General features: G+C 61.6%; 9 protein-coding genes and 1 pseudogene. 8 read left to right on the top strand and 2 right to left on the bottom strand.

From position 1 onward, the window contains the following. Positions 1-60: 60 nt before the first annotated feature. The 5 genes and pseudogenes from K6G35_RS22675 to K6G35_RS22695 all read left to right on the top strand — a co-directional run bounded on the left by K6G35_RS22675 (position 61) and on the right by K6G35_RS22695 (position 6,969). Positions 61-1,317: a TolC family protein gene (locus tag K6G35_RS22675; RefSeq protein WP_011229386.1), complete on the top strand. Its 1,257-nt coding sequence runs from the start codon at positions 61-63 to the stop codon at positions 1,315-1,317. Continuing rightward, on the top strand, positions 1,314-1,595 hold the full coding sequence (locus K6G35_RS22680) for a hypothetical protein (protein WP_051069083.1): 282 nt from the start codon (positions 1,314-1,316) through the stop codon (positions 1,593-1,595). The genes K6G35_RS22675 and K6G35_RS22680 overlap by 4 nt, the downstream gene beginning before the upstream one ends. Before the next feature lie 21 nt (positions 1,596-1,616). After that, positions 1,617-2,507: pseudogene (locus K6G35_RS22685) on the top strand (efflux RND transporter periplasmic adaptor subunit); the annotation flags it as partial. After that, positions 2,504-5,734: a CusA/CzcA family heavy metal efflux RND transporter gene (locus K6G35_RS22690; RefSeq protein ID WP_008642698.1), complete on the top strand. Its 3,231-nt coding sequence runs from the start codon at positions 2,504-2,506 to the stop codon at positions 5,732-5,734. The pseudogene K6G35_RS22685 and the gene K6G35_RS22690, both read left to right, overlap by 4 nt. Positions 5,735-5,742: 8 nt before the next feature. Beyond that, positions 5,743-6,969: an MFS transporter gene (locus tag K6G35_RS22695; RefSeq protein WP_008642699.1), complete on the top strand. Its 1,227-nt coding sequence runs from the start codon at positions 5,743-5,745 to the stop codon at positions 6,967-6,969. A 652-nt stretch (positions 6,970-7,621) separates the two neighbouring features. Here K6G35_RS22695 and K6G35_RS22700 read toward each other — a convergent pair. Continuing rightward, on the bottom strand, positions 7,622-7,867 hold the full coding sequence (locus tag K6G35_RS22700) for a hypothetical protein (RefSeq protein WP_008642700.1): 246 nt from the start codon (positions 7,865-7,867) through the stop codon (positions 7,622-7,624). 272 nt (positions 7,868-8,139) lie between these two features. On the opposite strand from K6G35_RS22700, the gene flgB reads away from it, so the two are divergent. The 3 genes from flgB (at position 8,140) to K6G35_RS22715 (ending at position 11,219) form a co-directional block, all read left to right on the top strand. Further along, positions 8,140-8,562 carry a flagellar basal body rod protein FlgB gene (flgB, locus tag K6G35_RS22705; RefSeq protein ID WP_008642701.1) on the top strand — a complete coding sequence of 141 codons (423 nt, stop codon included), beginning with the start codon at positions 8,140-8,142 and terminating at the stop codon, positions 8,560-8,562. Between the two features lie 194 nt (positions 8,563-8,756). After that, positions 8,757-9,092, top strand: a complete 336-nt coding sequence (locus K6G35_RS22710; RefSeq protein ID WP_008642702.1) for a hypothetical protein — start codon at positions 8,757-8,759, stop codon at positions 9,090-9,092. A 9-nt stretch (positions 9,093-9,101) separates the two neighbouring features. Continuing rightward, positions 9,102-11,219 (top strand): putative bifunctional diguanylate cyclase/phosphodiesterase, encoded by a 2,118-nt coding sequence (locus tag K6G35_RS22715; RefSeq protein WP_011229389.1) that lies wholly within the window; start codon positions 9,102-9,104, stop codon positions 11,217-11,219. A 96-nt stretch (positions 11,220-11,315) separates the two neighbouring features. Here the strand turns inward: K6G35_RS22715 and K6G35_RS22720 are convergent, their stop codons facing one another. After that, entirely contained in the window at positions 11,316-12,596 is a 1,281-nt protein-coding gene (locus tag K6G35_RS22720; protein ID WP_008642705.1) for an MFS transporter, read from the bottom strand. Between the last annotated feature and the right edge of the window lie 240 nt (positions 12,597-12,836).

A 12,836-nucleotide genomic window follows, 5' to 3' on the forward strand; every position in this document is an offset into this window, starting at 1 on the left:
CGACTTGTGTATCCGTTCGCGCCGCGTATTGATAGAAGTAGCAAAGCTTACGACTCTCAGATGACCCAGGTAACCTTGTTCACGCCAGCCAAAGTGCACTACATCGGTGCCGTCTTATGGCTCCTGGCTTCGGTGCGAGGGGTCGCGGCGGAAGCCCCGCCCTATAGTGTCCTGTTGCAGCAATCGATGGCAAGTGCCCCGGCGATGATGGCGCAGGCCGCCACCGTCCGCGCCGCAGATGCCGATGCCAATCAAGCACGTGCCTGGCTGAATCCACGGATCGATACGGTCCTGGAGAACCTCGGCGCACCGTCAAGCGACGGCACGAGCCAGCGCCAGAACACCTACTCGATTACCCAGCCATTTGAGGTTGGTGGCAAGCGGGGCGCACGAATCGAAGTGGGGGACCGCAACTATGCCGCAGCGCAAGCGCGTGAGCGCCTGGCACGGGTTGCTTACGCGGCAGAACTAGCGGTTGCCTATGCCGCCGCGGAGGCCATGGCCGCCCGGATGGCGCTGGCGACGGAAAACCTGGCACGTGCGAACGAGGAGTTCACTGCTGCGCGTGCGCTAGTGCAGTCCGGAAAGGAAGCAGCGCTGCGCAGCGCGCAAGCGCAGGCAAGTGTGGCGGCCGCTCAGGCTGCGCAGGCCGCCGCCGACAATGACGCCACGCATGCACTGGCGCGGCTGTCGGCCATGACGGGAGCTGCCGAACCGTACACCGCGGTGTCCAGTTCCCTGCTAACGACACAAGGCACCGTGCCGACCGCGGCACTCCCCGGACAGGAGGCCCCGACCGTCGCTGCGGCAGAGGCCGAGCGCAATGCGCTGGATGCACAAGTTGGCGTGGAAAGAAAGCGCTGGATTCCGGACGTGGGCGTAAGTGCCGGCGTGCGTCGATACGGATGGACGAACGCCAGCGGATATGTTGTCGGGGTGACGGCATCGATTCCCCTGTTCGATCAAAACCGCAGCGGCATCAATGCGGCCGTGGAGCGCGTCGCGGCCGCGCAGGCCAGGCTCGACAACATGCGACTGGAAGCCGTAGCGGCGCGCCGATCCGCCATCTCGCAGGTCAGCGCAACGGATCGCCAGATCACCGCGGCCGAGGAGGGTGAAAGGGCGGCGGCAGAGGCCTATCGAATGGGCCGCGTCGGTTATAACGCCGGCAAGACGCCGCTGATGGAATTGCTTGCCGTCCGGCGTGCCTTGCTGGAGGCCAGGCAACTCACCATTGACGCGCGTCTGGCGCGCGTGCGCGCACTGGCGGTGCTTGCCCAGGCGGACGGCCACCTGGCATTCGAGGACACCAAATGATGAAGAACAAGCGTCAGCCTGCAAGCTGGCCGGTGGTTGCAGGCGTTGCTGCGGTAGCAGCGTTGATGGGATTCGGCGTCGCGCGCGTGCTGTTGCCGGGGAATGGGCCCGTTCCCGCGAAGGCAGCCGACGCGCAAGCCGCATCGGAAGCAGCGGCAGCCAAACCGGCAGGCCCACGAGAGGTTCGAATTCCGACCCAGTATCTGGCGGCGGCAAACATCGCCGTCGAGCCGGTCGCCAGTGTTGGGGTGGGTTCGGAGATTCTGGCGCCTGCCTGAGTCGCCGCAGTACCGGGAGGCGAGGCTGTGATTGTGTCCCGTGCGGCGGGCACGGTGCTGCGGGTTCAACGTCGCCTTGGCGAGGGTGTGCGCGCCGGTGATGTGCTGGCCACCGTCGAAAGTCCGGAGGCTGCAGCGATGGCTTCGGAACGCAGGGTAGCACAAGCCAGGGCGGATCTCTCCCGCAGGACGTATGAACGTGAAGCCAGTCTGTTTCAGCAAGGCGTGACACCGCGCCAGGAAATGGAATCAGCCAAAGCGGCACTGGAGGTCGCGCAGGCCGAGGCGCAGCGCGCCACAACGGTTGCCGAGGCTGCGCACCTGACAAGCGATGGCCGGGCGGTCGCGGTGGTCAGCCCCATCGCCGGCAAGATTACTGCCCAATCGGTGACGCTGGGCGCGTATGTCGCGCAGCAGGCCGATCTGTTCCGTGTGGCTGGCCTGGGCGCCGTGCAGGTCGAGGCCGCCGTCACTGCAGGGGATCTGGGCCGTATTTCACCGGGTGGCCAAGCCGCGATTCTGCTTTCCAACGGATCGCCGTTGCCGGCGAAGATCCAGGCTGTCACGCCAACCGTATCGGGCAGTGCACGCGCGGCCACGGTCGTCGTGATTCCGGAGCAACCTTCGGACCGCCTGGTGGTAGGCGAAGGTGTCCAGGTTCGCTTGCGCGCCAAGGCAAACAACAATGGCGAGTTGTCGGTTCCCGAAGATGCCGTACAGAACATTGATGGCACCGATGCGTTATTCGTGCGCACGGAAAATGGATTCCGTGCGCAGCCGGTTCTGGTCGGTACGCGCAGTGGCGGCATGGCGCAGATTCTCTCCGGTGTGCGCGCCGGGGAGCAGGTGGCAACGCGTAATGCCTTTCTGGTGAAGGCCGAGATGAACAAGGCAGCTGGGGACGACGAATGATTGGCAATGTCCTCAGTGGATCGATTCACTACCGATGGCTTGTTCTGTTCCTGACGGTCGTGATTGCCGCAATCGGCGCCTGGCAGCTCAAGCTGCTGCCGATCGATGTCACGCCCGATATCACGAACAAGCAGGTGCAGATCAACACGGTGGTGCCAACCCTAAGCCCCGTGGAGGTCGAGAAGCGCGTGACGTATCCGATCGAAACCGCTATTTCAGGGTTGAACGGCGTCGAGAACACGCGGTCGATGTCCCGCAACGGGTTCAGCCAGGTCACCGTCATCTTCAAGGAGAGCGCCAACCTCTACTTCATGCGCCAGCAGGTATCGGAGCGACTCGTGCAGGCACGTCCCAGCCTGCCCGCAGGCGCCGAGCCGCAGATGGGTCCGGTTTCCACTGGTCTGGGCGAGGTATTCCACTACAGCGTGGAGTATCAATACCCTGATGGCAAGGGCGCACCGCTCAAGGACGGGGCGCCGGGCTGGCAACGCGATGGAAGTTTCTTGACCGAGCGCGGGGAACGGCTTGATGACCGTGTGTCGAAGCTTGCATACCTGCGAACCGTGCAGGACTGGATCATTCGCCCTCAGTTGAGGACAACGGCTGGTGTGGCCGACGTGGATTCCTTGGGTGGCTATGTCAAGCAGTTCGTGGTCGAGCCTGATGCTGCAAAAATGGCCGCCTACGGCATCTCATATGGCGACCTCGCACAGGCTCTGGAGGATGCCAATCTTTCGGTGGGTGCGAACTTCATGCGCCGTTCGGGTGAATCGTACCTGGTGCGTGCCGATGCGCGCATCAAGTCGGCGGACGAGATCTCGCGCGCCGTGATCGCCCATCGCCAGAACGTGCCGATCACGGTCGGCCAGGTGGCGTCCGTCAAGATTGGCGGAGAACTTCGCTCCGGTGCGGCCAGCCGCAATGGCCAGGAAACGGTGATAGGCAGCGCGCTGATGCTGGTTGGCGCGAACAGCCGTACCGTGGCGCAGGATGTTGGCGACAAGCTGGAACAAATCTCGAAGACGCTGCCGCCGGGTGTAGTCATCGTTCCTACGCTTAACCGATCGCAACTGGTGACCGCCACCATCGAGACAGTCGCCAAGAATCTGGTGGAAGGCGCCTTGCTGGTGGTGGTAATCCTGTTCCTGCTGCTGGGCAACTGGCGCGCTGCCGTCATTGCAGCGCTGGTCATCCCATTGTCGATGCTGGTCAGTGCTATCGGCATGAATCAGCTTGGGATCTCCGGCAACCTGATGAGTCTGGGTGCGCTGGACTTCGGCCTGATCATCGATGGTGCGGTGATCATCGTCGAGAATACCCTGCGGCGATTGGCGCAGCGTCAGCATCAGGAAGGTCGTCTACTGACGCTGAGGGAACGCCTGGACGAAGTGTTGCTGTCGTCACGGGAAATGCTTCGCCCCACGATCTATGGGCAACTCGTGATCTTCCTGGTATTCCTGCCGTGCCTGACATTCCAGGGCGTGGAGGGAAAAATGTTCTCGCCGATGGTGATGACGCTCATGCTGGCGCTGGCGTCCGCATTCGTGCTGTCCCTGACCTTCGTGCCTGCGATGCTGGCTGTGCTGCTACGCAAGGAAGTTTCCGAAAAGGAAGTACGGGTGATCGTCGCGACCAAGCAGTGGTACCGCCCGTGGCTGGAGCGGGCGGTGGCGCGACCGATTCCGTTTGTCGGCGCCGGCTTGCTGGTGCTGGCACTGGCTGCAGTTGCGTTCGCCTTTGTCGGTCGCGAGTTCATGCCAACGCTTGACGAACAGAACCTTAACCTGTCCTCCGTTCGCATTCCATCGACATCGATCGATCAGTCGGTGGCGATTGATTTGCCGCTGGAACGCGCCGTGCTCTCGCTCCCTGAGGTGAAGACTGTGTACTCCAAGGCGGGTACCGCCAGCCTGGCGGCTGACCCCATGCCGCCCAACGCCTCCGACAACTACATCATCCTCAAGCCGAAGAGTGAATGGCCGGATGGCGTAACCACCAAGGAACAGGTGATCGAGCGTATCCGGGAGAAGACGGCACCGATGGTGGGCAACAATTACGACGTCACCCAACCCATTGAGATGCGCTTCAATGAACTGATCGGTGGCGTGCGCAGCGATGTCGCCGTAAAGATCTATGGCGAGAATCTCGACGACCTGACCGCCACTGGGCAACGCATTGCCGCCGTCTTGCGCAAGACACCCGGAGCAACGGATGTGCGCGTACCGCTGACCAGCGGGTTTCCCACCTTCGACATCGTATTCGATCGCGCCGCTATCGCGCGGTATGGGCTGACGGTGAAGGAAGTGGCCGATACCGTCTCGGCAGCGATGGCGGGCCGCCCGGCAGGCCAGATATTCGATGGCGATCGGCGCTACGATATTGTCATCCGCCTGCCAGGCAATCAGCGGGAGAACCTCGATGTGCTTGGCGCGCTGCCCGTGATGCTGCCAGCCGCCTCGGACCAGGCGCGGGTTTCCGTGCCATTGCGGCAGCTTGTCGAGTTCCGATTCACACAGGGCCTGAACGAAGTGAGCCGCGACAACGGCAAGCGTCGCGTGTACGTGGAAGCCAATGTGGGCGGGCGTGACCTCGGCAGCTTTGTAGACGATGCTGCTGCGCGGATCGCGCGGGACGTCAAGTTGCCTCCCGGCATGTACATCGAATGGGGCGGCCAGTTCCAGAACCTGCAAGCCGCGACCAAGCGACTCGCCATGATTGTGCCCGCCTGCTTCGTGCTGATCGCCGCGGCGCTGTATATGGCGATCGGCAATGCAATGCTGACCGCGACAGTTCTGACGGCTGTGCCCCTGGCGCTGGCGGGAGGCGTGTTCGCACTACTGCTGCGCGGCATCCCGTTCTCCATCTCCGCAGCAGTGGGTTTCATTGCTGTCTCGGGCGTGGCCGTTCTCAATGGTCTCGTCCTGATATCGGCCATCCGCAAACGGCTGGAAGACGGGGTGGCGCCGGACGCGGCCGTGATCGATGGCGCGATGGAACGGGTGCGACCGGTGCTCATGACTGCCTTGGTGGCATCTCTGGGCTTCGTGCCCATGGCCCTCGCAACGGGGACGGGTGCGGAGGTGCAAAAGCCACTGGCAACGGTCGTGATCGGTGGATTGATCACGGCCACCGTGCTCACGCTCTTCGTGTTGCCCGCGATATGCGGCATGGTGGTGCGCCGGAAACGGGGCGCGGGCGTGGGTCGCGACGAACTCGCTGAAGCTTAGGAGGTTGCATGCTGGACGTATTGCGGAACCGAACCTATCGGCACCTGTTCGGTGCGCAGGTGATCGCGCTGATTGGCACCGGGCTTGCGACGGTCGCGCTGGGTCTGCTCGCCTATGATCTGGCTGGTGCGAACGCGGGTAGCGTCCTGGGAACCGCGCTGGCAATCAAGATGGTTGCCTATGTGGGCATTGCCCCGGTTGTGGGTGCGTTCGCCAACAGGCTTCCGCGTCGCGCATTCCTTGTTGCGATGGACCTCGTGCGGGCGCTGGTGGCAATTTCTCTGCCGTTCGTGACGCAGATCTGGCAGATCTACATCCTGATTTTCCTGTTGCAGTCGGCATCGGCGGCGTTCACGCCAACTTTTCAGGCGACCATCCCGGACGTCCTTCCTGAAGAGAAGGCCTATACGAATGCCTTATCCCTGTCGCGCCTGGCGTATGACATGGAGAGTCTGGTGAGTCCGATGCTGGCCGCCGCGTTGCTATCGGTCATCGGCTTTCACTGGCTGTTCGGCGGCACTGTCGTGGGCTTCCTGGTGTCGGCTGCGTTCGTCGTTTCGGTGCGTTTGCCGCAATCCAAGGCGATAGCTCGCAAGGAGAGCCTGTATGCCAAAACGTTTCGGGGTATGTCGATCTACCTTCGGACGCACCGCTTGCGAGGGCTTCTGGCCCTGAACCTCGCCGCGGCCGCCGCCAGCTCGATGGTCATCGTGAACACGGTCGTCTATGTGCAAAGCAAGCTGCAGCGTCCGGCGTCTGATGTCCCATTCGCTCTGGCGGCCTTCGGCTGCGGATCGATGCTTGTGGCACTGTTACTGCCGAGGCTGTTGGCGAATCGTCCTGATCGTCCAGCCATGCTGGGCGGCGCCATCCTTATGTCAGCCAGTCTCGCTTTTGGAGTAGCACTGACCGGGTTCGGGCAAGTCATCGAATGGCCCATGCTTCTGCTGACGTGGTTTGCCACCGGCATCGGGTACTCGATGACGTTGACGCCAAGCGGACGTCTGCTGAAACGCTCGGCGGCTTCAGCCGATCGCCCTGCAGTGTTTGCTGCGCAATTCTCCCTCTCGCATGCGTGCTGGCTGATTGCCTATCCGCTCGCGGGGCAGGTGGGGGCGCGATACGGGATGCGTGCAGCATTTGTGGTGCTTGCGTGCGTTTCTGTTGTCGGATTTCTCGCTGCCTGGCGCGTGTGGCCAGCAGCAAATCATGAGGATACGGTCCCGGTGCGCTGACACAATCCCTCGCGGCGTGAAGGGTTGGCGAGAAAATTGCCATGATTGACGTGCTGACCGGTGGCGCAGGTCCAGAACCAACGGCCAGACTTTTCGTACGTCAGCAGCGCGTGCTGGGACTGGTCGGGGGCAGCCGCAATGATCAACCAGAGTTCGTGCGGCCTGGCGGCCATCCATGCCAAACGGGTCATCTATCAGGTGATTCCGCAGCAGCACATTGCCGATGCGTTCCAGTTGCAACACGCCGGTGCTTACGCCGGAAAATCTACCTCGACAGAATTGACAGCGAGCCAGTCATCTGGGCATCCGCGTGGGGCACTACGGGGGGCCAGGAAAAGCACTTCGCCGCCCGCTGTGGTTCCGACGAAATTCGTTCCGGTAGAACGGAGTGCGTTTCCACCGGACTGGTCGTTCCGGACAGTGTGGGTGGGGGCACCTTTCCGTTCAAGTTCTGATGCGCCGCATGGCCGTTAGCATGGCGCTAGCCCAGACGCGCACCCAAGAAAATGGCTTGCCTCCGTAGGAGGCAAGCCACAAGCTCTTCGTGCCACGGTAGAGGCAAAAGAGCAGCACCGGAAGCCAGTCAACCTGGACGGATGACTGGCTCCCCTCACACTTGTGCAAGTGTCAAACTGGCATGGGCGTCAACCTGTCAGAGCCCGTGAGCGCCGTCGGTGAAGACGTCTCGCGCCCCAATACGTGCTCCGTCGGTGAAAACGTCACGCTTGTCGATGCGCGCGCCGCCGGCGTACACGTCGCTGGCTGAGGCTCCGGCGCGTGCGCCGTCCGTGAAGGGATCGCGAGGGCGATGGACCTGCCCCTCGGCGGGAGCGGCCACGGCAGTGCCTGCGAGGATCGAGAGTGCGGCGGTAAGAATGGCAGTGTGAAGCTTCTTCATGGAAAGTTCTCCGGAGTCATGTTGGCGAGTCTGTCTCGCTCACCGTGTGCACAGTCTATCGGCCCGACACGATCAGTCGAATGACTCGAATATTACGAACCGGTCATCTGAGGGAAATGCGTCCAAAGCAGGCGAATTCTGTACGGCACAACGGTGTCAAGATCATTGCAACTTGGTCATTTGAAACGTTGATAAATTGATCGCTTATCCTCGCAATGACGCGGAGTGGGGTAGGCTAGTCTGCCCTCTTCCGAATGCGTTGGAGAGGCGAGATGGAAACCGCATTTATCCAGAATGCTGCGCGTAGCGCGGAAAACGCGCATGAACTGGCGCTCAGGCTGCGCACTCGCCGGCTGGAGTTTCTGGCAGCCAATATCGCCAACGCGGATACCCCGAACTACAAGGCGCGGGACATCGACTTTGGCGCCGAATTGGAACGGGCGATGGCAAGCGGCAATGCGTTTGTGGGCATGGCGACGACTTCGCGGCGGCATTTGGAGTCCCGTCCGTCAGCGGCGGAGGAGGCATTGCTCTACCGGGTGCCGATGCAGTCCGGCATCGATGGCAATACGGTCGAGATGGACGTCGAGCGCGTGGCATTTGCGGAGAATGCGGTGCGTATGCGGTTTTCCATTCAGAAGACGGCGGGTGAATACAAGGACATGCTCAAGCTCTACCAGGATATGCGTCCCTAGGCGGTATCCACGGATACTCACTAGTAGGAGTAGAAACTCAAAGCATGGCAACTCTTGCGGGCCCACGTTTGATGGGTAGTCGGTGGCAGGAATGTCTGGTACAAACGGCCCGCGAAGGATGTCGTGCTGCGCCGGATTTGCGTGCGGTGCTTCCTTGGCGCGTTCGATCTTGGATCGGAAAGGTTAGTGTCGGAATGGAGAAACGTCGTCAGAAGCGATTGCGCGCCCACATCAAGGAGTTTGTCCTTCCGCCAATTACCGATGGGCTCGTGCTAGGGCGCGCCTCGCCAATTGGACACGTTGCGGTCGGGCGAGCACTCAGTTTGCTGTCAACCACGGCCTTCGAGCATATAGAAATCGACGACGACGTGATTTCTGACATCCTCATTCGAAAGGCGATTCTCAGAAAGATCCCCGCCGCAGAGCTCAAGACGTTCATCCTGGATGAGATCAAACCGGCCATGGGAGCCGAGGAAATCCTTCACCTGGCGCTGGAAGTCGAGTTGTTCGTGGATCAAAAGCTGGGATAAGGCTTGCAGATGGACACATTGCTTGTTTCGGAGTGCCTCGACCTGACGGCACGCCGCGTTGCGCTCGACCAGCGATATCGGGATCTGGTCGGGGTCAATCAGACATCGACGAACGTCTTCTCGGTCTTCGATGACGACGGCACGTTTCTCGGTGTCGTGACGGACCGGCAGGCGACGCTTTTTCCAGCACGGATTTTCGCGGATCTGATCGCACGACGTCCACCCGAGCCCGTGCAGGGGCATGCCAGCGCGATCCAGTTGCTCAAGCGCATGCGTAAGGAAGCTTGTGAGCACCTACCCGTCTTCGATGCGCAAGGGCGATACATCGGCATTGTCTCCATGGCGTCCTTGCTGGCCGAGTTCGTTTGTCGCAGTGACATCAATCGTCGTGAACGCGAGGCGCTGGTTAGCCAATTGCGTACTGAGCTGGAAAACCGCAAGATATCGGCCAATGTGCTCGAGTCAACTAGTGACGCGGTGCTGGTAACGGACGCTCGCTTGCGCATCCAGTACATCAATCGTGCCTTCACAGCCGCGACGGGCTATCCCGGCGCGGATATTGTCGGGCGGCCGGCCGGATTCTTACGGTCTGGCCGGCATGGACGGGGCTTCTACGCGGAGATATTTGCAACCCTGCGCGATGGCGGACGCTGGGAAGGGGAGGTCTGGCTATTGCGGGCGGACGGCTCGATCGCGCCCGACTGGGTAACGATCAAGACGGTTCACGACGAGCATGGCGAAGTGTTCAGTTTCGTGGCGATGTTCGCGGACATCATGCAGCGCGAAAGCCTGCGCGCCCAGTACATGCACCTTGCCTACTACGACAGCCTGACCGGTCTGCCAAATCGACGCTTGTTCCAGGACCGGCTTGGCCATGCGATCGAACGTTCGGCGAACAAGGGTACGGAATTTTCCCTGCTTTTCCTTGACCTCAACCGGTTCAAGGACGTGAACGATACACTGGGCCACTCGTTTGGCGATCGGCTACTCGAGGTGGTCGGGGAGCGCTTCAAGCGACTGGTGAAGGAAGCGGATTTTGTCGGCCGTATCGGCGGCGATGAATTCACATTCATTCTGCACGACACCGCGGATCCTGCTCAGGTCGAGTCGATCGCGCGGCGGATCTTCGATGAACTGGCCAAGCCGATTGTCCTGAACGGTACGCAAAGCTACGTCTCCGCGAGCATTGGGGTCAGCCGATTTCCCGCCGATGGCACGACCGCAGAAGCGCTGATCATGAATGCCGATGCGGCGATGTACCGCGCCAAGGAGGATGGCATCGGCGCTTGTCATTTTTTTTCTCGCGGCCTGCATACGAAGGTGCTCAAGCGCCTCGACATCTCCAACGCGCTGCACCGCGCGCTCGAGGCCAACGAATTTTCGCTGGCCTGGCAACCCCAGGTGTCGCTCACCACGGGCAAGGTCATCGGTGCGGAAGTCTTGCTCCGCTGGATGCGAGATGGCAGCGTTCCCGTCTCGCCGGCCGAATTCATTCCGGTAGCCGAAGAGACCGGGGTAATCGGCGCGATCGGGGATTGGGTATTGCGCGAATCCTGTCGATACGTCGCGAAGCTCGAGGCACTGGCGATCGATCCGGAATTCAGGGTGGCGGTGAACTTCTCGCCCTTGCAACTGAGTTGGCACAGGCAGGAGCCTGTGCTGCAGACTATCGCGCAGTTTGGCGTTGATTGTCGGCGCTTCAAGATTGAGCTGACGGAGAACGCGTTGTTCGTGCACGAGGAAGGGCTGCTAGAATTTGTGCGGGAGCTGGGCGCCGCGGGCGTCGGAATTGCCATCGACGATTTCGGGACTGGATACAGCAATCTGTCCAGTCTGAAGCACTTACCGGTCACCGAACTCAAGATTGATCGCGCCTTTATCCATGACATGCAAGGCTCGCACAGCGACAGGCAAATCGTGCAGGCCATGATTAGCATGGCGCATATGCTTGGGCTGCGCGTCGTGGCCGAAGGGGTCGAGTACGTTTGGCAAGTGTCGGTGTTGCGGGAGTTTGGCTGCGAGGTGGGGCAAGGCTACCTGTTCAGCCGGCCGATCGACTTTGACGCGCTGGTCAAGCTACTCGATGCGCCCGCCGTCGACGTACAGGCGATGCTTGCCGACGGCTAGGCGATCTTTGGCGTCCCGACGGTCGGCACGACCGCGCGGATGGCTCGTGGCGGGGACTCCCGCACTGCGCTCGATCTCCGGGCGATGTGGCGAGATTTAGATGTGCCGTAATCTCGCCAGCATGACTGTGCCGGCCGCCATGGTGATGGTGGCGAATGCGAAGCCGAGGACAGGTGATAGCGCCGACCAGATGAGACCGACGCCGGCGCTCGAGATGAACTTCGCCGTGCCGTTCGTGGTGCCGAGCGCGCCGATGCTCATGGCCAAGGTGTCAGCCGACACCATCTCGGCGATCACCGTCGGCTCCAGGGCTTCCTGGACGGCCGTGTACAGGCCCGCAAGCAGGAAGACGGCCGCGAGCAGTGCGAGGGTGTTGACGTGGAGCCAGAACGTGATGGCCATGAGCAGGCCGGTCATCGCGCCTAGCGCATAGCCAAGCACGAGAATGCGCAGCGCACCGACGCGATCCGCCAGCATGCCGACTGGAAATGACGCCGCCGATTGCACGACGTTTCGCCAGACGTAGAGGCCACCGGCGATTTGCGCGGCCTGCACGATGCCGAGTGCGGGGGTCAGCAATTTCGTGGCGCCGAGGATCAACAGGCTGTGGGAGAAATCACCCATGCCAAACAACCCGACGGCGCCGAGATAGCGCTTGAATTTTGGCGGAAGGCCGCGCAAGGCCCGGAAAAATCGCAGCCCGGGATTTGGGGAAAATGCCGGATCCTTGACGAAGCCGAGGAAAGCCAGGACGGCCAGAACCCCCGGGATGACACTTAGCCATAGGACCAGACGGAACGGACCGATGGGGTCGTTCCACCCATGATGGCTTTGGGCCCAGCCAAGCAATGCGACACCAAGCAGCGGTCCGACTACTGCGCCAATCGTATCCATAGCCCGATGAAACCCGAAGGCACGGCCTCGCGCGCGCGGCGGGATTGCCTGGATGACAATCGCGTCGCGAAGCGGGCCGCGCAGCCCTTTTCCGAACCAGGAAATGATTCGCCCCACAAGTAGCATTGGCCACGCCGTGGCCAATGCGATTGCGATCTGACCCGCAGGCGTCAGGGCGTAGCCGACCAGCACCAGAAGCTTTCGATGTCCGAGCTTGTCGGCGACGTAACCCGAAATCATCTTGGTAAAGCTCGCCACCGCATCGGCCAGGCCTTCGATAAGTCCCAGAACCGCCGCCGGGATCCCGAGTATTGCCAGGAAGCCGGGCAGGATGACGGTGGTGGTCTCGTAGCAGAAATCGCCTAGTGCACTCGTGAGCCCGGCACCGACAACGGTGCGATTCAGCCATTCTCGCTGCAGCGGCACGGGGGCTGCCGGGGGCTTGTCATTCGACAGCGGTGCGGTGTCCTTTGAATCTGTCATGCTGTCTCGCGATCGGGCGCATTGCCCACGACGATCGAAACCAAAGTTGGCCAAGGCCGGGCTGACGAAAACGCTGAGCGCACTGGTCTGGCGCGGCGCTGTCCAGGAAATCCCTAAAGTCTGCAATCACAAGTCGCCACAGGCGCGGTGTGGATTGTCGGCGTCGAATCCATGACATCGTTCGCATCTGTTGGAAAAAGGCCGCGCCGCCGTGCATGTTGTCCGATGTTGCCGCAGATA

This window comes from Cupriavidus sp. HY129, assembly GCF_059492215.1.